Origin of the sequence: Pseudomonas sp. JV241A, from assembly GCF_900275665.1 — a bacterium.
Lineage (GTDB): Bacteria > Pseudomonadota > Gammaproteobacteria > Pseudomonadales > Pseudomonadaceae > Aquipseudomonas > Aquipseudomonas wadenswilerensis.
The window spans coordinates 56,310-77,190 of record NZ_OPYO01000018.1; the positions used below are offsets into that span (position 1 = coordinate 56,310).

17 protein-coding genes are annotated in these 20,881 nt (G+C 65.4%); 13 read left to right on the forward strand and 4 right to left on the reverse strand.

What is annotated here, in order from left to right; translation table 11 throughout:
* Window positions 1-43: 43 nt before the first annotated feature.
* The 3 genes from JV241A_RS11450 to JV241A_RS11460 are packed head-to-tail and all read right to left on the reverse strand — an operon-like array spanning window position 44 to window position 3,416.
* Window positions 44-790, reverse strand: a complete 747-nt coding sequence (locus tag JV241A_RS11450) for an enoyl-CoA hydratase (protein WP_115086537.1) — start codon at window positions 788-790, stop codon at window positions 44-46.
* A gap of 24 nt (window positions 791-814) precedes the next feature.
* Window positions 815-1,420, reverse strand: coding sequence for a cupin domain-containing protein (locus tag JV241A_RS11455; protein WP_115086538.1), 606 nt, complete (start codon window positions 1,418-1,420; stop codon window positions 815-817).
* A 46-nt stretch (window positions 1,421-1,466) separates the two neighbouring features.
* Complete coding sequence (locus JV241A_RS11460) at window positions 1,467-3,416, reverse strand: FAD-dependent oxidoreductase (protein WP_134062568.1); 1,950 nt, start codon at window positions 3,414-3,416, stop codon at window positions 1,467-1,469.
* Between the two features lie 183 nt (window positions 3,417-3,599).
* Here JV241A_RS11460 and JV241A_RS11465 point away from each other — a divergent pair, with 183 nt between their 5' ends.
* From JV241A_RS11465 to JV241A_RS11525, 13 genes are all read left to right on the forward strand, one after another.
* Window positions 3,600-4,637, forward strand: a complete 1,038-nt coding sequence (locus tag JV241A_RS11465) for an ABC transporter substrate-binding protein (protein ID WP_134062570.1) — start codon at window positions 3,600-3,602, stop codon at window positions 4,635-4,637.
* 75 nt (window positions 4,638-4,712) lie between these two features.
* Window positions 4,713-5,468, forward strand: a complete 756-nt coding sequence (locus JV241A_RS11470; RefSeq protein WP_134062572.1) for a class II aldolase/adducin family protein — start codon at window positions 4,713-4,715, stop codon at window positions 5,466-5,468.
* A 206-nt stretch (window positions 5,469-5,674) separates the two neighbouring features.
* Window positions 5,675-6,319: a TetR family transcriptional regulator C-terminal domain-containing protein gene (locus JV241A_RS11475; protein ID WP_115086542.1), complete on the forward strand. Its 645-nt coding sequence runs from the start codon at window positions 5,675-5,677 to the stop codon at window positions 6,317-6,319.
* Between the two features lie 72 nt (window positions 6,320-6,391).
* Window positions 6,392-7,108 (forward strand): response regulator, encoded by a 717-nt coding sequence (locus JV241A_RS11480; protein WP_134062574.1) that lies wholly within the window; start codon window positions 6,392-6,394, stop codon window positions 7,106-7,108.
* A 28-nt stretch (window positions 7,109-7,136) separates the two neighbouring features.
* Window positions 7,137-7,886: a transporter substrate-binding domain-containing protein gene (locus JV241A_RS11485; protein WP_233673512.1), complete on the forward strand. Its 750-nt coding sequence runs from the start codon at window positions 7,137-7,139 to the stop codon at window positions 7,884-7,886.
* The gene (locus JV241A_RS11490) at window positions 7,883-10,138 is read left to right on the forward strand and encodes an ATP-binding protein (protein ID WP_134062578.1); all 2,256 of its coding nucleotides are present in this window, start codon (window positions 7,883-7,885) and stop codon (window positions 10,136-10,138) included. The genes JV241A_RS11485 and JV241A_RS11490 overlap by 4 nt, the downstream gene beginning before the upstream one ends.
* Window positions 10,139-10,340: 202 nt before the next feature.
* Window positions 10,341-11,744 (forward strand): amino acid permease, encoded by a 1,404-nt coding sequence (locus JV241A_RS11495; protein WP_115086546.1) that lies wholly within the window; start codon window positions 10,341-10,343, stop codon window positions 11,742-11,744.
* Window positions 11,745-12,001: 257 nt separating this feature from the next.
* Window positions 12,002-12,793 carry an enoyl-CoA hydratase-related protein gene (locus JV241A_RS11500; protein ID WP_115086547.1) on the forward strand — a complete coding sequence of 264 codons (792 nt, stop codon included), beginning with the start codon at window positions 12,002-12,004 and terminating at the stop codon, window positions 12,791-12,793.
* Window positions 12,794-12,824: 31 nt separating this feature from the next.
* Window positions 12,825-13,985, forward strand: a complete 1,161-nt coding sequence (locus JV241A_RS11505; protein WP_115086548.1) for an acyl-CoA dehydrogenase family protein — start codon at window positions 12,825-12,827, stop codon at window positions 13,983-13,985.
* 14 nt (window positions 13,986-13,999) lie between these two features.
* Window positions 14,000-16,090, forward strand: coding sequence for an acetate--CoA ligase family protein (locus JV241A_RS11510; protein WP_134062580.1), 2,091 nt, complete (start codon window positions 14,000-14,002; stop codon window positions 16,088-16,090).
* Window positions 16,091-16,100: 10 nt separating this feature from the next.
* Entirely contained in the window at window positions 16,101-17,708 is a 1,608-nt protein-coding gene (locus JV241A_RS11515; protein ID WP_134062582.1) for a 5-guanidino-2-oxopentanoate decarboxylase, read from the forward strand.
* Between the two features lie 28 nt (window positions 17,709-17,736).
* Window positions 17,737-18,927: a pyridoxal phosphate-dependent aminotransferase gene (locus JV241A_RS11520; RefSeq protein WP_134062584.1), complete on the forward strand. Its 1,191-nt coding sequence runs from the start codon at window positions 17,737-17,739 to the stop codon at window positions 18,925-18,927.
* Window positions 18,920-20,335, forward strand: coding sequence for an aldehyde dehydrogenase family protein (locus tag JV241A_RS11525; RefSeq protein ID WP_134062586.1), 1,416 nt, complete (start codon window positions 18,920-18,922; stop codon window positions 20,333-20,335). Before JV241A_RS11520 ends, JV241A_RS11525 begins: the two co-directional genes overlap by 8 nt.
* A 14-nt stretch (window positions 20,336-20,349) precedes the next feature.
* Here the strand turns inward: JV241A_RS11525 and JV241A_RS11530 are convergent, their stop codons facing one another.
* The gene (locus tag JV241A_RS11530) at window positions 20,350-20,790 is read right to left on the reverse strand and encodes an Rrf2 family transcriptional regulator (RefSeq protein ID WP_115086553.1); all 441 of its coding nucleotides are present in this window, start codon (window positions 20,788-20,790) and stop codon (window positions 20,350-20,352) included.
* Window positions 20,791-20,881: the final 91 nt, after the last annotated feature.

Below are 20,881 nucleotides of genomic sequence, written 5' to 3' on the forward strand. Positions count from 1 at the left end.
GCCGGACTTGCCGGCGATGGGCTGCAAGGCAGCCCCGCAATCGTCAATCCTTGACCAACGCCCGCAACGCCGCTTTCGCCTCGGGCGTGTGCAGACGCTCGATAAACAGCAAGCCTTCACGTTGAACAGTGACCTCCAGCTCCTGCCGATGGGCATCCTTGAGCAAGCGCTTGCTGATCCGTAGCGCATCCTGGGGCAAGGCCTGCAGGCGCTCGGCCAGTTTGCGCGCCGCTGCCAGGCACTGCTCACCATCCTCATGCAGTTCATTGGCCAGGCCCCATTCAACGGCCTGTTCGCCCGTGAGCAGTTCATTGCATAGCAACAACCGCGCCGCACGCGCATGGCCGAGCAGCCGCGGTAGCAACAGGCTGGAACCAAACTCCGGGCACAAGCCCAGTGGCACGAACGGCATGCGCAGCTTGGCCGAACGACTCACCAGCACCTGGTCGCAGTGCAGCAGCAGGGTGGTGCCGATGCCGATGGCCGGCCCCGCCACCGCCGCAATCAATGGCTTGTCCAGGGCCATGACCAGCCGCATCAGGCGGAACACCGGGCTGTCCATGTCGCTGGGCGGGTTGTCGAGAAAGTCCTTCAGGTCGTTGCCGGCGCAAAAGCACTGCGGGCCACCGGTCAGCAGGATAACCTCGACTTCAGCGTCCTCAGTCGCTGCCAGCAACTGATCGCCCAGTTGCGTATACATCGCGGTGTTCAGCGCATTGAGCTTGTCTGGGCGGTTGAAGGTCAGGGTCAGCAGGCCCTGGTGCAGGTCCCGTGTGATCAACTCGTTCATGGCTTGCCTTTGTTGTTGTAGGTATCAGAACGTCGGCGGGGTGATCACCCAGATCACCACCGCATCCACCTCGCCAGGGTTGCCGTAACGGTGCGGCTCCTGGCTGGAAAAACTGAAGCTGTCGCCTTCGCTCAGCTGAAAATGCCGCTCGCCGACCCACAGCTCGAAACTGCCGGACAGCAGGTAGCCGGCTTCTTCGCCGTCGTGGCTGTAGCTTTGCTGGCTGTAGGTGCCCGGCGGGAAGCGCGAATGCAGAATCTCCAGCTGGCGGTTGGGTTGCGGGGTCAGCAACTGGTCGACGATACCGTCTTCGTAATGCACGCTCAGGCGGCTGTTCTTGCGCACCACGTAGCCGTTGTCTTCCGGGGCGGTGCTGGCTTCGCTGGCGAAGAACCACTGGATGGTCACGCCGAGGCTGCGGGCAATATTGAACAGCGCCGGGATCGACGGGTAGGAAAGGTTGCGCTCCAGCTGGCTGATGTAGCCGGCAGTCAGCTCGCTTTGCTCGGCAAGCTCGGCCAGGGTCATGCCGCGGCGCTTACGCAGGCCGCGGATGCGGGTGCCGAGAAAATGCGGGGCGCTGGTGCCTTCCTGGCTGGCGGCGGGCGGCGTCTTGCTGCTGTTGCTCATGGCGTGCTCCGAACCGCACTGTCAAAGCCCCGGAGTATAAACAGGCTTACAGGCTCCAGGCGACCTTCAAACCGTCGTAGACGGCTTCTTCCACCGTGCGCGGGGCCAGGCAGTCGCCAATGCGTTTCACCTCGACCAGGCCGTGCAGCTCGGCGGCGAGGCTATCGACCGGCTGATGGCCCTGACACAGCACCAGGGTGTCGATGTCTTCGAAGATCATCGGTTCGCCGCTGGCGGTGTGTTGCAGGTACACGGTGTTGTCGTCGCAGCCGTACAGGCGTGCATAGGGGGTGATCGGGATGCCCAGCTTGTGCAGCTCGCCGGCCATCTGGTCGCGTACGTACAGTGGCAGGCTTTCGCCGCAGTGGGTGCCGTTGACCGCCAGTTGCACCTGGTGGCCTTCACGCACCAGGCGCTCGGCGATGCCCGGGCCGATCCAGTCGCAGCGCCAGTCGACCACCAGCACCGAGCGCCCGGGCTTGGCCTCGCCGCGCAGGATTTGCCAAGCGTCGACCACCTGCAGTTCGCCGCCGCGCTCGAAGGCCGGCCAGTAAGGTTCGGCGCCGGTGGCGACGATCACCAGGTCGGGCTGCTCGCGCTCGACCAGGGCGCGATCCACGCGCGTGTTGCGCACCACCTTGACCCCGGCCAGGTGCATCTCCCGTTGCAGGTTGGTGCTGGCACCGCCGAACTCGGCCCGGCGCGGCAGCAGTTGTGCGAGCAGCACCTGGCCGCCGAGCTGGGCGCTGGCTTCATACAAGGTGACGTCATGGCCACGGGCTGCGGCCACCGCCGCGGCCTTCATGCCGGCCGGGCCGCCACCGGCGATCATCACCCGTTTGCGTGTGGCGGTCGGCTGCAGGGTACCGAACTGCTGCTCGCGCCCGGTTTCCGGATGCTGGATGCACGAGATCGGCAGGCCCTTGTGAAAATGTCCGATGCAGGCCTGGTTGCAGGCGATGCAGGCGCGCACGTCCTCGACGCGATCGCTGCGGGTTTTGTTGGGCATCTGCGGGTCGCAGATCAGCGCGCGGGTCATGCCGCAGACATCGGCCTGGCCACGGGCGAGGATCAGCTCGGCTTCCTGGGGTTGGTTGATGCGCCCGGTGACGAACAGTGGAATGCTCAGTTGCGCCTTGAAGGTCCCGGCCTCACGCGCCAGGTACGCCGCTTCGATGGCCATGGGCGGGACGATATGTACCGCGCCACCCAGCGACGCCGAGGTGCCGGCGACGATATGCACATAATCCAGCTCGGCCTGCAGCATCTTCACCGCCGCCAGCGATTCATCCTCGGTCAGGCCCTCGGCATCGCGCTCATCGGCGCTGATGCGCAGGCCGATGATGAAATCGTCTGCCGTCGCCGCACGTACCGCCGCGATCACTTCGCGGACAAAGCGCAGCCGCTGCTGCAACTCGCCGTTGTAGCCATCGCTGCGGCGGTTGACCCGTGGGTTGATGAATTGCGCGGGCAGGTAACCGTGGCTGGCAACCACCTCGACGCCATCGATGCCGGCCTGGTGCAGGCGCCGGGCCGCGGCGGCGTAACCGGCGACGATCTCGTCGATCATTCCCTGGTCCAGTGCCCGCGGCATCACCCGAAAGCGCTCGTTGGGCACCGCCGATGCCGAGTAGGCCACCGCCAGCAGGCCATCACTGGACTCCATGATTTCCCGCCCCGGGTGGAAGATCTGCGACAGCACCACGGTGCCATGGGCATGGCAGGTCTCGGCCAGCTGGCGGTAACCCTCGATGCAGGCGTCGTCGGTGGCCATCAGCACGTGGGAGGTGTAGCGGGCGCTGTCGTGCACCCCGGCCACCTGCAGCACGATCAGGCCGACGCCGCCGGCGGCGCGGGCCTGGTGGTAGGCGATCAGGCGCTCGTTGACCAGGTTGTCGGTGGGCATCGAGGTGTCGTGTCCGCTGGACATGATGCGGTTCTTCAGGCGTTTGCCACGGATTTGCAGCGGTTCGAACAGGTGCGCGAAGGTCGACATGCGGGTCAGGCTCCAGCGGGGTGTTGTTATTATTTTTCTATAGAAGTGTACCGCCAGTAAAAAATCAACTTGTTTTTTTACTGACCTTTGACTAGCGTGCAATCACCCCGGGTCCTGGGGCACACCTCACAACAACAAGAAAACGGGCCACGCATCACGTGGTACCGGCAAGAGGAACCATTGATGAAATCGAATCTGCTCAAGCGCTCTCCCTGGTTGTTCGCCCTTGCTGTCGGCGCCGTCCAGGCAGCACCGGACATGGTCGTGGTCGCCTACGGCGGCGCCGGCCAGAAAGCCCAGGATGCGGCGATCTTCAAGCCTTTCAGTGCCCAGGACGGCAGCACGTTGATCCAGAGCGAGTACAACGGCGAAATGGCCCGGATCAAGGTCATGGTCGATACCGGCAACGTCGACTGGGACCTGGTGCAGATCGAAGGCCCGGACCTGATGCGCGGCTGCGACGAGGGCATGTACGAGCGCCTCGACTGGACCCAGCTCGGCCGCGCCGAGCAGTTGATCCCCGATGCCGCCCAGGCGTGTGGCTCGGCGGTGCTGGTGTGGAGCGTGGCGATCGCCTACGACCGCAACAAGCTGGCCCAGGCACCGACCTCGTGGGCGGATTTCTGGGACGTCAAGAAAACCCCCGGCAAGCGCGGCCTGCGCAAGCGTGCGGTGTACAACCTGGAGTTCGCGCTGATGGCCGACGGGGTCAAGGTCGAGGACGTGTACAAGGTCCTGGCCACCCCCGAGGGGGTCGACCGCGCCTTCAACAAGCTCAGCGAGCTCAAGCCCTACATCCAGTGGTGGGAAGCCGGCGCGCAACCGGCGCAGTGGCTGAGCGCCGGTGACGTGGTCATGACCTCGACCTACAGCGGCCGGGTCGCCGTCGCCGCCCAGGAGGGCAGCCCGCTGGCCCTGGTGTGGCCCGGCAGCCTGTATGGCATGGACTACTGGGCGATCATCAAGGGCTCCAGGCATGTTGACCAGGCCAAGCGCCTGATCGCCTTCGCCAACCAGCCCGACACCCAGGTGCGCTACGTCAAGGAAATCCCCTACGGGCCGACCAACACCCAGGCCGCTGCCGAGCTAGATCCGCAGCTGGCCAGCTGGGTGCCGACCTCCAGGCAAAACCTTGAAGGCGCGTTGTCGATGAATGTCGAGTTCTGGGTCGACCATGGCGATGAGCTCGAGGAGCGTTTCAACGCCTGGGCCAGCCGCTGAACCCTCGCTGTGGCTGGACATCGAACGATGTCCAGCCCTATTGTCTGGCCAGCCTTTCGCCTGAGGACAACAATAATGACCGAGACCGAAATCCACCTGCGCCAGGAACTGGCCGCCTGCTACCGGTTGATCGCGCACTTTCGCATGACCGACCTGATCTTTACCCATATCTCGGTGCGCATTCCCGGCCCCGAGCATCATTTTCTGATCAACCCCTACGGCTTGATGTTCGATGAAATCAGCGCCTCCAACCTGGTCAAGATCGACCTGCAGGGCAAGGCGGTGGAGGCGTCGCCGTACCCGGTCAACCCGGCCGGTTTCGTTATCCACAGTGCCATCCATGGTGCCCGCGAGGATGCCCAGTGCGTGTTGCACACCCACACCAAGGCCGGTTGCGCGCTGGCGGCGCTCAAGTGCGGGTTGTTGCCGGTGAACCAGATTTCCATGGAGTTCCATGGCAAGGTTGCCTACCACGATTACGAAGGCATCGCCCTGGACATGGCCGAGCAAGTGCGCCTGGTCGATGACCTGGGTGACAAGGCGGTGCTGATTTTGCGCAACCATGGCTTGCTCAGCGTCGGGCGCAGTGTCAGCGAGGCGTTCCTGCGCATGTATTACCTGGAGAAAGCCTGCGAGATCCAGCTGATGGCGATGGCCGCCGGCGAGCTGGTGTTGCCGACGGAAGAGGTCTGCGCTCACACCGAACGCCAGTTCAACGAGCCGGCGCGGGCCTTGAAGGAAGGCGAGCTGAGTGACCCGGACGGCATGCAGCTGGCCTGGTCGGCGTTGCTGCGCTTGCTGGAGCGGGTGGCGCCGGGCTATCGCGACTGATCAGCAGTTGTTGTACAGTCGTTCAATACGCAATCCTGTGGGAGCGGGCCTTGCCCCGCGATCTGCTGCAAAGCAGCAGTAAAACCTGTCGACACGGTGCAAACAGACACACCGCATTGGCCGTTTTTACGACCGCTTCGCGCTCGATCGCGGGGCAAGGCCCGCTCCCACCGGGTTCCTGCAACTCACTCTGTTCGAGAAACCCCATGACCCAGGAAGCCCGTTACAGCCGCATGGTCCCAGAGCTACGCAAGGCCAACCTGGTCGAAGCGACCCTGGTGTGTTTGAAGCGGCACGGCTTCCAGGGCGCCTCGATTCGCAAGATCTCCGCCGAGGCCGGCGTCTCGGTGGGGCTGATCAGCCACCACTATTCAGGCAAGGACGAACTGGTCGCCGAGGCTTACATGGCGGTCACCGGCCGGGTCATGGGCCTGATCCGCGAAGCCATGGCCCAAGCCGCGCCCAATGCCCGCGAGCGGCTGTCGGCGTTCTTTCGCGCCTCCTTCTGCGCCGAACTGCTCGACCCGCAGTTGCTCGATGCCTGGCTGGCGTTCTGGGGCGCGGTGAAAACCGCCGAAGCGATCAACCAGGTGCACGATCACTCCTACGGCGAATACCGCAACGAACTGGGCCGGCTGCTGGCTGAGCTGGCCGCGGAAGAGGGCTGGCAGGCCTTCAACGCCGACCTGGCCGCCATCAGCCTGAGCGCCTTGCTCGACGGTCTGTGGCTGGAATCCGGGCTCAACCCGGGCACCTTCACCCCGGAGCAGGGCGTGCAAATCTGCGAGGCCTGGGTCGATGGCCTGCAGGCCGGTGGCCGCCGGCGCTTCACTCTGACCGAGGGCTGTTGATCGGTCGTTCAGTAATGGGTACGCTGCAGTCGCGGGTTTCACAACAACACCTATAACAAGAGACAACACGCAATGACGCCTCGGGTACTGGTCGTCGATGACGATCCGCTTATTCGCGACTTGCTGCACGCCTACCTGTCCCAGGAAGGCTACGACGTGCACTGCGCTGCCACGGCGGAGCAGGCCGAGCATTTTCTCGCCGAGCAGGCTGTCGACCTGGTCATGCTCGACATCCGCCTGCCGGGCAAGGACGGCCTGACCCTGACTCGCGAACTGCGGGTGCGCTCGGAAGTCGGCATCATCCTCATCACCGGGCGCAACGACGACATCGACCGTATCGTCGGCCTGGAATGCGGCGCCGACGACTACGTGATCAAACCGCTGAACCCGCGCGAGCTGGTGTCACGGGCCAAGAACCTGGTGCGCCGGGTGCGCCATGCCCAGGCCGGCAAGCCGCCCAGCGCCGCCAATCACCCGCTCAAGCAGTTTGCCGACTGGGCCCTGGACACCGACCGGCGGCGCCTGATCGACCCGCAGGGCGGCGAAACCTTGCTGACCCACGGCGAATTTCAGCTGCTCAGCGTGTTTCTGCGCAACAGCGGCCATACCCTGAGCCGCGACCAGTTGATGGACCAGATCCGCAACCGCGAGTGGGTGCCCAACGACCGCTCCATCGACGTGCTGGTCGGCCGCCTGCGGCGCAAGCTGCACGACGACCCGGCCGAACCGCAGCTGATCATTACCATTCACGGCGCCGGTTACCTGTTTACTGCCAGCGTGGCGGCCTGATCATATGTGGCGGCTGCTCTGGCTCGCCATGCTGATGCCCGGCGCCCAGGCCCAGGCGGTCGAGCGCGTCCGCTATTGCGACTACCCGGTGTACCCGCCGATTTCCTGGAGCGACGGCAAGCAGGTGCGCGGCCTGGCGCCGACCGTGGTGCGCCAGCTGTTCGCGCGCCTGGGCTATGAGGTGGAGATCGTCGTGCTGGGCAACTGGAAGCGCTGCCTGCTTGATGCCGCCGAAGGCCGGGTGGATGTGGTGCTGGCCTACAACAGCGACCAGCGCGACCAGGGCATGCGCTTTTCCACGGTGCCGGTGCTGCGCGAGGAGGTGGCGGTGTTCTTCAATCGCCAGCGGCCGGTGACCTTCGAGCGCCTTGAAGACCTGGCCAGCTACCGCGGCGGGCTGTTGTTCGGCGAAAGCTACGGGCCTGACTTCGACCGCTTCGTCGCCCGTCACCAGAACATCGAATGGGTTTCCGACAGCCAGCAGAACTTCGGCAAGCTGATTCGCGGGCGCATCGACTTCGTCATTCAGGAGCGGCGCACCGGCCAGCTGTTCGTCGAACATCTGCCCGGCGCCAAGGACATCCAGGCCTTGCCCACGGCGCTGAGCGTCGACTACCTGCGGGTGGCGGTATCGCGGCATTCGCCCTTGAGCCAGCACATGGCGCAGATCGACGAGCAACTGCAGCGCATGACCGACAACGGCGAGATCCAGCGCTGGCTGGAGCAGAGCGAAGTCACCTACCGCGACATGGTCAACCTGCCGGCAGACGCCAAATGATGCGCCTGCAACCCGGTGGCCTGCTGCGGCGCCTGCTATTGTTCATCCTGTTGTTCAGCCTGTGCTTTACCGTGCTGGCCAGCACCGTGCAGCTGTATTTCGAGTACCGCCGCGAGATGCGCGACATCGACGCGCGCATGGCGTTGATTCGCGCCGGTTACCTGGCAAGCCTTGAACGCAGCCTCTGGGACCTCAACCAGGAGCAGTTGAAGGTGCAGTTGCGCGGCCTGGTGGACTTCTCGGATGTGGCGCGGGTACGCCTGAGCAGTGCCGACTTCGACTTGCTGCAGGGCGAAGCGACGCCACAAGGGCCGCTGCGCATCGAGCGTTTCGCCCTGGACTATCAACCGCCTTCCGGGCCGTTGCGCCACCTTGGCGAGCTGGAGGTCAGCATCGACCTGGGTGCGGTGCACCGGCGCCTGTTCGCCACCGGGCTGACCAGCCTGCTGTGGATGAGCGTGTTCCTCTGCGGCCTGGCGGTGGCGTTGTCGGGCTTGTTTTACCGCCTGGTCACTCGCCATTTGCAGGTGATGGCCGAGTTTGCCCGGCGCATCGGCGCGGGCGACTGGCAGGAGCCGCTGCGCCTGGACAAACGCCGCTCGGCCCGCGAAGACGAAATCGACACCGTGGCCCACGCCCTGGACGACATGCGCCGGGCCATTCTCAGTGATATCGACCGCCGTGAAGTCGACCGCCTGGCCTTGCAGGACAAGCGCGACGAGCTGCAGAAGATGGTCGAGCGGCGCACTGCCAGCCTGATGCGTGCCAAGGATGATGCCGAAGCGGCGAACCTGGCCAAGTCGCGCTTCCTGGCGACCATGAGTCATGAACTGCGCACCCCGCTCAACGGCATCCTCGGCATGGCCGAATTACTGCGCGAGGCTGATCTCGATGCCCAGGGGTGCAAGCGCCTGGATGCCCTGTACAAGGCCGGCGAAGGCTTGCTGACCATCCTCAACGAAGTGCTGTACTTTGCCCGCCTGGAGGAGGGCGAAAGCCACCCGGAAGCGGTGGATTTCTCCCTGCGCCAATTGTGCGACGAGGTCATGACCCTGCTCGAACCGCGGGCCCTGAACAACGACACGGTGTTGCGCTGTCGCATCGATACCCAGTTGGCGCCACGTCAACACGGCGCCGAACAGTTCCTGCGCCAGGTGCTCAGCAACCTGCTGGCCAACGCCATCAAGTTCACCGAGGCCGGTGAGGTGAGCGTCGAGGTCCAGGTGCTGGGCCAGGAGCAAGGCCAGCAGCAGCTGCGGGTCAGTGTTCGCGACAACGGCATCGGCATCGACCCGGCGGTGCAAGGGCGGATTTTCGATCGCTTCGTCCAGGCCAGCGAAGCCGTGGCCCGGCGCTATGGCGGCACTGGCCTGGGCCTGGCGATCTGCAAACACCTGGTGGAACTGCTCGGCGGGCGCATCGGCCTGGACAGTGCCGAGGGGCAGGGCAGTTGTTTCTGGTTCGAATTGAGCCTGCACACGGCGGCAGCGCAGGCTGCAACCGTGCCGCCGGTAGAGCCGGTGCACGCCCTGGATATCCTGGTGGTCGAAGACGTCGAACTGAACCGCGACGTGGTGCGCGGCCTGTTGCAGCGCGACGGGCACCGGTTGTGGATGGCCGAGGACGGGGAACAGGCCATGGTCCTCTGTGCGCAGCGGTGCTACGACCTGATCCTGCTCGACGTGCATCTGCCGGGTATCAGCGGGGTCGAGGTGTGCCGGCAGATCCGCCGCACCCCCGGGCCAAACCGCGCTTGTCGGATCCTGGCGCTGACCGCCAGTGTGCAGCCGGCGCTGGTGCGCGGTTACCTGGCGGCGGGCATGCAGGGCATCCTCGCCAAGCCGTTGAAGCTCGACAGTTTGCGCCAGGCATTGGCGCAACAGGGGCAGGTGGTCGAGGCCCCGGTGGCCGGGCAGGGCATGGACTGGGCGCTGCTCGATACCCATCGCAGCTTGCTCGGTGAACAGAAAGTCCAGGGTTTGCTGACGGTGCTGCGCGACGCTATCGAGCAGCATCAGGATGCGCTGGCCGAAGCGCTCAAGGCCGGCGACTGCACCGACGTCGCGCATCTGGCTCATCGTCTCGCCGGCAGTAGTGATTCCCTCGGTTTTCGCGGCCTGGCAACGGTACTGCGGGAACTGGAAGAGGCGGCGTTGAACAAGGCCCCGGCAGCCTTGCAGGCCCTGCAAACGCCCTTGGCCGAGCAGTTGCGCCTGGCCGACGAAACCCTGAAACAGCTGATCCAGCGCTGACGTACAAAAACCTTACGACTTTTTACATCTTCGATCTTTACGTACAACGCCACCTTACATCGCTTTCCAATAATCGACGGCAACCGCTGCCCGCGGTCTTCGAAGCTTATTGGAGATAATAATAATGAACTGCCGTAAAGCTCAGCCGTCCCCGCACCATCGCCTGTCCCTCCCGCGCTTCAACCACTGTTGAGGTGCCGACATGACTGACTCTACCGAACGTAAAGGCATCCACCTGACCCGCGCGCTGAAAAGCCGGCATATCTTCATGCTGTCGCTGGGCGGGGTGATCGGCACCGGGCTGTTCATGGGCTCGGGGGTGACCATCAACCAGGGCGGGCCCATGGGCGCGATCCTCGCCTACCTGGTGGCGGGTTTTCTGATGTACCTGGTGATGGTCTGCCTGGGCGAGCTGTCGGTGCAGATGCCGGTGTCCGGCTCGTTCCAGACCCACGCCACCAAGTTCATCGGCCCGGCCACCGGCTTCATGATCGGCTGGGTGTACTGGATGAGCTGGGCCACCACCGTGGGCCTGGAGTTCACCGCCGCCGGCATGCTGATGGTGCGCTGGTTCCCCGAGGTGCCGATCTGGTACTGGTCGGCGCTGTTCGTGGTGGTGCTGTTCGGCCTCAATGCCCTGGCCACCCGCGCCTTTGGCGAAGCCGAATACTGGTTCTCGGGGATCAAGGTGGCGGCGATCCTCGGCTTCATCATCGTTGGCGTGCTGGTGATCTTCGGCGCGATCCCGCTGACCAGCGGCGAGCCGGCGCCGATGATGAACAACCTGATCGGCGACTCGATGTTTCCCAACGGCCTGTCGGCGGTGTTCGCGGTGATGATGACCGTGGTCTATGCCTTCCAGGGCTGCGAGATCATGGGCGTTGCCGCCGGTGAAACCGACCAGCCGGAAAAAAGCATCCCCCGCGCAGTGCGCAACGTGGTGTTCCGTGTGCTGATCTTCTACGTGCTGGCCATCGTCGTGCTCTCGGCGATTGTGCCGTGGCAACAGGCCGGCCTGATGGAGAGCCCGTTCGTGCAGGTGTTCGACATGGTCGGCATTCCCTACGCGGCGGACCTGATGAACTTCGTCATCCTTACCGCGATTCTGTCGGTGGGCAACTCCGGCCTGTATGCCTCCACGCGCATCCTCTGGGCCATGTCCAAGACCGGCATGGCGCCGAAAAGCCTGTCGCCGCTGAGCAAGCGCGGCGTGCCGTTGCGGGCGCTGAGCATCACCCTGTGCTTTGCCCTGGTGTCGCTGATGACCAGTTTTGTCGCCGCCGACACCTTGTTCATGGTGCTGATGGCGGTGAGCGGCATGTCCGGCACGGTGACCTGGATCGTCATTGCCCTGGCCCAGTACAAGTTCCGCCGCGCCTACCTGCAGGGCGGCGGCAAGCTCAGCGACCTCAAGTACCGCGCGCCGCTGTTCCCGCTGGTGCCGCTGCTGTGCATCGCCCTGTGCAGTTCGCTGTTCGTGTTCCTGGCCCTGGATGAGACCCAGCGGCCGTCGCTGTACTGGGGTTTTGGTTTCATCGCAGTGTGTTACGCGGCGTACTTCATCATTCACCGCAAGCGCCAGGTGGTGTTGGCGCCGTCGGTGTAAGCCCATCGCGGGGCAAGCCCGCTCCTACCTGTAAATGTAGGAGCGGGCTTGCCCCGCGATAGGTTGTACAAAGTTGTAACAGGCGCGGCCATTACTTCTCAAATTAAATATTTAAATCTTATAAAAACAAGCAATTAGCTCTGTAACTTCATCTGTTACAGCAATTAATCCAGCCGATTGTCTCCTTGTTGAACACTCGTTTAGTATGGTCTCACGTCATACCTCTCACGCCAACCACAATAATTCGAGGCCCCCCCATGACCCCTCCTGCGTCGCTGCTCAGCCAGGTCGAAGCCGGCATCGCCTGGATCACCCTCAACCGTCCGGATCAGCGCAACGCGCTGGACATCCCCAGCCTGAAAAACCTGCATGCCTTGCTCGAGGCCCATAACGCCGACCCGGCGGTGCGCGTGGTGGTCTTGACCGGCACCGGCCGCAGCTTCTGCGCCGGCGCCGACCTTGCCGAGTGGGCCGAGGCCGAAGCCCGCGGCGCGCTTGAAAGCTACGGCTGGACCGAAACCGCCCACGCCCTGATGCAGCGCCTGCACAGCCTCGACAAACCGACCATCGCCGCCATCAACGGCACTGCCGTCGGCGCCGGCATGGACCTGACCCTGTGCTGCGACCTGCGCGTGGCCGCCGCCTCGGCGCGGTTCAAGGCCGGCTACACCAGCATGGCCTACAGCCCGGATGCCGGCGCCAGCTGGCACCTGCCGCGGCTGATCGGCAGCGAACAGGCCAAGCGCCTGCTGTTCCTCGATGAGCTGTGGGGGGCCGAGCGCGCCCTGGCAGCGGGACTGGTGGGTGAGGTGTGCGCCGATGAGCAGTTGCTGGCGGTGACCGCCGAGCTGGCCGGGCGCCTGGCCAAGGGCCCGACCTTCGCCTTCGCCCAGACCAAACGGCTGATTCGTGACGGCGCCCAGCGCACCCTGGGCGAGCAGCTACAGGCCGAGCTTGCCGCCGGGCTGCTGTGCGGGCGTAGCGAGGATGGCGCCGAAGCGTTGCGTGCTGCCGTCGAAAAGCGCACCGCTAATTTCGTTGGTAAATAACAACTTACAAGAACTTCTTCAGGATCGACTCATGAATTTCCAACTGACCCAAGAACAACAAATGTTGGTGGAAGCGGTACGCAGTTTTGTCGCCAAGGAGTTATTGCCCCATGAAGAGGCGGTCGACCGCGCCGACGAGGTGTCGCCGGAGCTCGCCGCGCAGATTCGCGGCAAGGCCATCGCCGCTGGCTTCTATGCCTTCAACATGCCTGAGGAAGTCGGCGGTGGCGGTCTCGATTATCTGTCCCAGGCGCTGATCGAGCGCGAGCTGTCGAAGGTGTCGTGGGCCCTGCATGTGTTTGTCGCGCGGCCGTCGAAGATCCTCATGGCCTGCAAGGACGAACAGATCAACGACTACCTGCTGCCGTGCATCCAGGGCGAGAAGACCGACTGCTTTGCCCTCACCGAACCGGGTGCCGGCTCCGATGCCAATGCGATCAAGACCCGCGCCGTGCGCGAGGGTGACAACTTCGTACTGAACGGCAGCAAGCACTTCATCAGCCATGCCGGCCACGCCGATTTCGCCATTGTCTTTGCCGTCACCGACACCTACGAGCACAACGGCAAGACGCGCAACGCGGTGACCGCCTTCCTGGTCGACCGCGGCACCCCGGGCATGACCATCCGCCGCGGGCCCAAGTGCGTGAGCAACCGCGGTTATCACACCTTCGAGCTGTTCTTCGATGACTGCACGGTGCCGGCCAGCAAGGTGCTGGGTGAAGTCGGCAAGGGTTGGGAAGTGGCCAACGCCTGGCTCACCGCCGGGCGGGTGATGGTCGCCGCCAACTGTGTTGGCCAGGCCCAGCGCGCCCTGGACGTGTCGCTGCAATGGGCGGCCGACCGCAAGCAGTTCGGCCAACCGATCGGCACCTACCAGGGTATCTCGTTCAAGCTCGCCGACATGGCCACGCAGATCCGCGCCGCCGAACTGTTGACCCTGCACACGGCCTGGAAGATGGACCAGGGCACGATGACCGATGGCGAGGCGGGCATGGCCAAGCTGTTTGCCAGTGAAGTGCTGGGCAAGGTTGCCGACGAGGCGGTGCAGATCTACGGCGGCATGGGCCTGATGGACGAAGGGCCGGTCGAGCGGATCTGGCGCAATGCGCGGATCGAGCGGGTCTGGGAGGGTACCTCGGAGATCCAGCGGCACATCATTTCCCGTGAACTGCTGCGCCCGCTGTTGCGCTGATCAGGAGCCTGCTCATGTTACGAGACAATCTCAAACGCCTGCTCGCCCCGCGCCACCTGGCGTTTGTCGGCGGGCGCAGCATGGCCCGGGCGCTCAAGCGCTGCGCCGAGGGCGGTTACCAGGGGCCGATGTGGCTGGTCAACCCGCAGCACGACAGCCTCGATGGCGTGCCGTGCGTGCGCAGCGTCGGCGAACTGCCCTGCGCACCGGATGCGGTGTTCATCGCCACCAACCGCGAGCTGACCCTGACCTGCGTGGCCGAGCTGGCGGCCAAGGGTGCCGGCGGGGCGATCTGCTACGCCTCGGGCTTTGCCGAAACCGGTGCCGAAGGCCAGGCCCTGCAACAGCAACTGCTTGAGGCCGCCGGCGACATGGCGCTGCTCGGCCCTAACTGTTATGGCCTGCTCGATTACCTGCACAGCGCTGCGCTGTGGCCGGTGGCCCATGGCGGCAAGGCAGTAGAGAAGGGCGTGGCGGTGCTGACCCAGAGCGGCAATTTTGCCTACAACCTGTCCATGAGCGACCGCTCGCTGCCGGTGGCCTACATGGCTTCGGTGGGCAACCAGGCGCAGATCGGCATTGCCGAACTGATGGACGCGCTGCTCGATGAGCCGCGGGTCACTGCCATCGGCCTGCACCTGGAAGGCCTGAAGAATGTGCCGGGTTTTGCCCGCGCGGCGCACAAGGCGCTGGAGAAGGGCATCCCGATCATCGCCCTGAAAACCGGGGTGTCGCAAATCGGTGCGGAACTGGCGCTGAGCCACACCAGCTCGCTGTCCGGCTCCGATGCGCTGTACGACAGCCTGTTCGAGCGCCTGGGGGTGATCCGCGTCAGCGGCCCGGTGAGCTTTGTCGAAACCCTCAAGGCCGCCGCCTGCGGCCACTTGCCCAAGGGCGGCAGCCTGATCGCCCTGGCTTGCTCCGGTGGCGATGCCGGGCTGATCGCCGACTATGCCGAACGCAACGATCTGAGCCTGCCGAAGCTGGATGATGGCCAGGTCCGCGAGCTGGCCCAGGTGCTGCCAACCTATGCCAACCTGGTCAACCCGCTGGACTTCACCACGGCGATCTGGGGCGACGGCGCCGCGCTTGAGCGCATGCTCGACAGCGCCCTGCGCACCGAGGCCGATGCCGCCATGCTGGTGCTCGACTACCCGGCGGAGTTTACCGGCGAGCGCAAGGAGTGCGACCTGCTGCTGGAGCTGTACTGCGCGGCGCTCAAGCGTCACGGCAAGACCGGCTTTGTCACCTCGGCCTTGCCCGAACTGCTGCCGGCCTTCGCCCGCGAGCGCCTGCATGCCCATGGCATTGCCGCGCTGCAGGGCGTCGAGGATGGCCTGGCGGCCTGGGGGCGGATTGCCGCATACCAGGGCCAACGCCAGGCGCTGCTCGACCTGGGCGAGTCAGCGTTGCCGCCGTTGTGCCCGCAGGCGCTGCAAGGCGAGAGCGAGCTGCTCAACGAATGGCAATCGAAACAAGCCTTGCAGGCGTTTGGCCTGCCGGTACCCAAGGGCGTGTTGAGCACGCCGGAGCAGGCCCTGGCCAATGCGCAGCAAGTCGGCTACCCGCTGGTGCTCAAGGCGGTCAGTGCGCAACTGCCGCACAAGACCGAAGCCGGTGCCGTCGCCCTCAACCTGCGCGACGCCCAGGCCCTGGGCGCGGCGCTGGAGCAGATGCGCGCACGGATCGGCACCTATGCGCCGGGTGTCGCGTTCGATCAGCTGCTGCTCGAGCCCATGGCCAGCGCGCCGCTGGCCGAGCTGATCGTCGGCATCAAGCGCGAGAACGACTTCGGCCTGGCCCTGGTGATCGGTGCCGGCGGGATCCTCGTCGAGCTGCTCAAGGACAGCAAGAGCCTGTTGCTGCCGACCACCGACGGCGCCATCCGCAAGGCCGTGCTCGGCCTGCGCAGCGCGGCCTTGCTCCAGGGTTTTCGTGGCCGCGAGGCGGCTGACCTGGAGGCGCTGGTGGCAGCGATCCGTGCGGTCGCCGACTACGCCTGCGAAAACGCTGCGCAATTGCTGGAACTGGATGTGAACCCATTAATGGTCGGTGCCCAGGGCACCACCGCGGTCGATGCGTTGATTCGCCTCGGCCAGGTGTAAGGAGATGAACATGCACAACAGCTCATTGACCGGTGGCCAGGCCCTGGTGCGCCTGTTGGCCAACTACGGCGTCGATACCGTGTTCGGCATTCCCGGGGTGCACACCCTGGAGTTGTACCGTGGCCTGCCCGGCAGCGGCATCCGCCACGTGCTGACCCGCCATGAACAGGGCGCGGGCTTCATGGCCGACGGTTATGCGCGGGTCAGCGGCAAGCCGGGGGTGTGCTTCGTCATCACCGGCCCCGGCGTTACCAACGCCGCCACCGCCATCGGCCAGGCCTATGCCGACTCGATTCCGATGCTGGTAATTTCCAGCGTCAACCACACCGCCAGCCTGGGCAAAGGCTGGGGCTGCCTGCACGAAACCCAGGACCAGCGCGCCATGACCGCGCCGATCACGGCGTTCTCTGCCGTGGCGTTGAGCGCCGAGGACCTGCCTGGGCTGATCGCCCGAGCCTATGCGGTATTTGACAGCGAACGCCCGCGTCCGGTGCATATCTCGGTGCCGCTGGATGTGCTGGCCGCACCGGTCGCCCGCGACTGGAGCAATGAAGTGGTGCGCCGCCCGGGCCGGGGCGTGCCGGCCAGCAGTGTGCTGGATCAGGCAGCCGGCAAACTGGCAGGCGCCAGGCGGCCGATGATCATCGCCGGTGGCGGTGCCCTGGCCGCTGCCCAGGAACTGCAACAACTGAGCACGCGCCTGGCCGCGCCGCTGTTCACCAGCGTTGCCGGTAAAGGCCTGCTGCCACCGGATGCGCCGCTCAATGCCGGTTCGTCCTTGTGCGTGGAGCCGGGCTGGCAACTGATTGCCGAGGCCGACGTGATCCTCGCGGTCGGCACCGAAATGGCCGACACCGACTTCTGGCGCGAGCGGCTGCAGCTCAATGGCGAGTTGCTGCGGGTGGATATCGATCCGCGCAAGTTCAACGATTTCTATCCCTGCGCCGTGGCCCTGCAGGGCGATGCCCGGCAGACCGTCGCCGCCTTGTTCGAGCGTTTGCCGCAAACGTCGCGCGATGCCGGCGCTGCCATGGATGCTGTCGCCAGCCTGCGCCAGGCGGTCAAGGCCAGCCATGGCCCGCTGCAGGCGATTCACCAGGCGATCCTTGACCGGGTCGCGGCCGAGCTGCCGGCCAATGCGTTCATCAGCACCGACATGACCCAGCTGGCCTACACCGGCAACTATGTCTATGCCAGCCGCGCCCCCCGCAGTTGGCTGCACCCGACCGGCTACGGCACCCTCGGTTACGGCTTGCCGGCCGGGATTGGCGGCATGTTCGCCACGGATGATCGCCCGGGCCTGGTGCTGGTCGGCGATGGCGGTTTCCTCTACACCGCCCAGGAACTGGCCACCGCGGTCGAAGAGCTGGAGCGCCCGCTGGTGGTACTGCTGTGGAACAACGATGCCCTGGGGCAGATTCGCGACGACATGCTCGGTTTGGATATCGAGCCGATCGGCGTGCTGCCGCGCAACCCGGACTTCATCGGCCTGGCCCGGGCCTTTGGTTGCAGCGTGGCGCAGCCGCACAGCCTGGATGACCTGCAACGGGAACTGCGCAGCGGCTTTGCCCGCAACGGCGTAACCCTGATCGAGCTCAAGCACGCTTGCGCGCGCTGAGCTTCAACCGCTTTTTTGGGAGACTGCCATGCGCTTTTCCGATCTGACCCAACGTATCGCCGGTGACGGCGCCGCTGCCTGGGACATCCACTACCGTGCCCTGGAACTGCTGGAAAAAGGCGAAGACGTGCTGTTGCTGTCGGTTGGCGACCCGGATTTCGATACCCCGGCGCCGATCGTCCAGGCCGCCATCGACAGCCTGCAGAACGGCCACACCCATTACTCCGACGTACGCGGCAAGCTGGCCCTGCGCCAGGCGATTGCCCGCCGGCATCAGCAACGCAGCGGCCAGCCGACCGCCGCCGATCAGGTGACGGTGCTGGCCGGGGCCCAGTGTGCGCTGTTCTGCGTGGCCCAGTGCGTGCTCAACCCCGGCGACGAAGTGATTGTCGCCGAGCCCATGTACGTCACCTATGAGGCCGTGTTCGGCGCCTGTGGCGCCACGGTGATCCCGGTGCCGGTGCGCCCGGAGCACGGCTTCCGGGTCCAGGCCGAAGATGTCGCCGCGCGCATCACCAGCAAGACCCGCGCCCTGGCCCTGAACAGCCCGCACAACCCCTCCGGCGCCAGCCTGCCGCGCACTACCTGGGAGGCGCTGGCCGAGTTGTGCATTGCCCATGACCTGTGGTTGATCTCCGATGAGGTCTACAGCGAGCTGCTGTACGACGGCGAGCACATCAGCCCCGGCAGCCTGCCGGGCATGGCCGAGCGCACGGCGACCCTCAACAGCCTGTCCAAGTCCCATGCCATGACTGGCTGGCGGGTCGGCTGGGTAGTGGGCTCGCCAGCGCTGGCCACGCACCTGGAGAACCTGGCGCTGTGCATGCTCTACGGCTCGCCGGACTTCATCCAGGACGCGGCAGTGGTCGCCCTGGAGCAACAACTGCCGGAGCTGGCGGCCATGCGTGAAGCGTACCGCCAGCGCCGCGACCTGGTCTGCGCGTGCCTGGCCGACTGCCCGGGCCTGCGTGCGCTCAAGCCCGATGGCGGCATGTTCGTGATGGTCGACATCCGTGAAACCGGCCTCAGCGCCCAGGCGTTCTCTTATCGCCTGCTCGATCACCACGGCGTCTCGGTGCTCGCCGGCGAAGCCTTCGGCCCCAGCGCCGCCGGGCATATCCGCCTGGGCCTGGTGCTCGGCGCCGAACCGCTGCGCGAGGCCTGCCAGCGCATTGCCCGTTGCGCGGCTGAACTGATGGAGGGCAAAGCCCATGCGTGACTACCCGCGGCTGTTTATCGATGGCAGCTGGCAGTTGCCGTCGGGCCAGGGCCTGGCCGAAGTGATCAACCCGGCCACCGAAGCAGTGGCAGGCCGGGTGCCGCTGGGCGACGAGCAAGACGTCAACCGGGCGGTGGCAGCGGCGCGCCACGCCTTTGGCAGCTGGTCGCAAACCCCGTCCAGTGTGCGCGCCGGCTACATTCGCGCCCTGGCCGAACAGCTCAAGGCCCGCGCCGATGAGATGGCGGCCGTCATCACCCGCGAGCTGGGCATGCCGGTGCAGTGGTGCCGGGCGGTGCAGGTCGACGGGCCGATTGTCGGCCTTGAGCAGTACATCGAACTGGCCGGACTGATGGACGAGATACGCGAAGTCGGCAATTCGCTGGTAGTGCGCGAGGCGGTGGGCGTTTGTGCGTTCATCAACCCCTGGAACTACCCCCTGCACCAGTTGATCGGCAAGCTGGCCCCGGCGTTGGCCGCGGGTTGCACGGTGGTGGTCAAGCCGAGCCAGGAAACCCCGCTGCACGCGTTTTTACTGGCCGAAATGATCGAGGCCATTGGCTTGCCGGCCGGGGTGTTCAACCTGGTCAGCGGGCCGGGCTCCAAGGTCGGTGAGGCGCTGGCCCGTCACCCGCAGGTGGACATGGTCTCGTTCACCGGCTCCACCGGTGCTGGCGTGCGCGTGGCCCAGGCCGCGGCGCCGTCGGTCAAGCGCGTGTGCCTGGAACTGGGCGGCAAGTCGCCGCTGCTGATCACCGCCGATGCCGACCTCGACGCCGCGGTGCGCTATGGCGTGCAGGACGTGATGATCAACTCCGGGCAGACCTGCACGGCCCTGACCCGCATGCTGCTGCCCGCCAGCCGCTATGAAGAGGCCCTGGCAATCGCCCTGGATGAAACCCGCCAACTGGTCATGGGCGACCCGCAAGACCCGAACAGCTTCCTCGGCCCCATGTGTTCGGCGGCGCAGCGGCGCACCGTGCTGGACTACATCCGCATTGGCCAGGAGGAGGGCGCACGGCTGCTGTGTGGCGGTGACACCGTGCCAGGCCTTGAGCGCGGTTTCTACGTGGCGCCGACCCTGTTCGCCGACGTCGACAACCGCATGCGGATTGCCCAGGAAGAGATCTTCGGCCCGGTGCTGTGCCTGATTCCCTATGCCGATGAGGCGCAAGGGGTTGCCCTGGCCAACGACTCACCCTTCGGCCTGTCCAGCGCGGTGTGGGCGGCGGACCGCGAGCGGGCCCTGCAACTGGGCCGGCAACTGCGCGCCGGGCAGTGCTTCATCAATGGTGCGGCGTTCAACTACCAGGCGCCGTTTGGCGGCTACAAGACCTCGGGCAATGGTCGCGAGTGGGGCGAGGAGGGTCTGGCCGAGTTCGTCGAGACCAAGGCCATTCAGCTCTGAAGTGGCGGGCAGGTTCAGGCCTGCCCGACGTTGTCCTGCGGTTTGTCGAAGGCCACGAACAACTGGTCGGCGGTGATAGCGCCCAGGTCCAGGCGCATGTTGGCTTCGAGCATGGCGAACAGGCGGGTGAACACCTCGAACACCTTGCAGTGGTCTTCCAGGCCGGAGAACGGGTTGTCGATCTTCTCGGCGATCAGCGAGCTTTCCTGCACCGCGTCGTAGACCTCGCGCAGGGTGATTTCGCTGGCCGGGCGGGCCAGGGTCAGGCCGCCATGGGCGCCGCGCCAGGACTTGAGGATGTTGGCCTTGACCATCAGCGACACCAGGCTGCGCACCCGCGTGGGATGGGTCTTGACCCACTTGGCGATGGTCTCGGTACGCAGTTTTTGCGGTGCGTTGGCGGCCACGAACGAGAGGATGTACGAGGCGGTGATCAGGCGGGTCGACTGGCTCATCTGGCGAAAATCCCTGTAGGAGCGGGCTTGAACTGGTCAACAGATTTTGGACACCGGTTTAGGTTCATGCCGCAACCTTGAGCTTTTTCTC

Bases quoted from the DNA above. Each gene is read 5' to 3' on its own strand.
- JV241A_RS11460 (WP_134062568.1), bottom strand. From the start codon at position 3,416: ATGTCGACCTTCGCGCACCTGTTCGAACCGCTGCAAATCCGTGGCAAA.
- JV241A_RS11505 (WP_115086548.1), top strand. From the start codon at position 12,825: ATGAATTTCCAACTGACCCAAGAACAACAAATGTTGGTGGAAGCGGTA.
- JV241A_RS11525 (WP_134062586.1), top strand. From the start codon at position 18,920: ATGCGTGACTACCCGCGGCTGTTTATCGATGGCAGCTGGCAGTTGCCG.
- JV241A_RS11465 (WP_134062570.1), top strand. From the start codon at position 3,600: ATGAAATCGAATCTGCTCAAGCGCTCTCCCTGGTTGTTCGCCCTTGCT.
- JV241A_RS11475 (WP_115086542.1), top strand. From the start codon at position 5,675: ATGACCCAGGAAGCCCGTTACAGCCGCATGGTCCCAGAGCTACGCAAG.
- JV241A_RS11490 (WP_134062578.1), top strand. From the start codon at position 7,883: ATGATGCGCCTGCAACCCGGTGGCCTGCTGCGGCGCCTGCTATTGTTC.
- JV241A_RS11470 (WP_134062572.1), top strand. From the start codon at position 4,713: ATGACCGAGACCGAAATCCACCTGCGCCAGGAACTGGCCGCCTGCTAC.
- JV241A_RS11485 (WP_233673512.1), top strand. From the start codon at position 7,137: ATGCTGATGCCCGGCGCCCAGGCCCAGGCGGTCGAGCGCGTCCGCTAT.
- JV241A_RS11515 (WP_134062582.1), top strand. From the start codon at position 16,101: ATGCACAACAGCTCATTGACCGGTGGCCAGGCCCTGGTGCGCCTGTTG.
- JV241A_RS11480 (WP_134062574.1), top strand. From the start codon at position 6,392: ATGACGCCTCGGGTACTGGTCGTCGATGACGATCCGCTTATTCGCGAC.
- JV241A_RS11450 (WP_115086537.1), bottom strand. From the start codon at position 790: ATGAACGAGTTGATCACACGGGACCTGCACCAGGGCCTGCTGACCCTG.
- JV241A_RS11495 (WP_115086546.1), top strand. From the start codon at position 10,341: ATGACTGACTCTACCGAACGTAAAGGCATCCACCTGACCCGCGCGCTG.
- JV241A_RS11510 (WP_134062580.1), top strand. From the start codon at position 14,000: ATGTTACGAGACAATCTCAAACGCCTGCTCGCCCCGCGCCACCTGGCG.
- JV241A_RS11530 (WP_115086553.1), bottom strand. From the start codon at position 20,790: ATGAGCCAGTCGACCCGCCTGATCACCGCCTCGTACATCCTCTCGTTC.
- JV241A_RS11520 (WP_134062584.1), top strand. From the start codon at position 17,737: ATGCGCTTTTCCGATCTGACCCAACGTATCGCCGGTGACGGCGCCGCT.
- JV241A_RS11455 (WP_115086538.1), bottom strand. From the start codon at position 1,420: ATGAGCAACAGCAGCAAGACGCCGCCCGCCGCCAGCCAGGAAGGCACC.
- JV241A_RS11500 (WP_115086547.1), top strand. From the start codon at position 12,002: ATGACCCCTCCTGCGTCGCTGCTCAGCCAGGTCGAAGCCGGCATCGCC.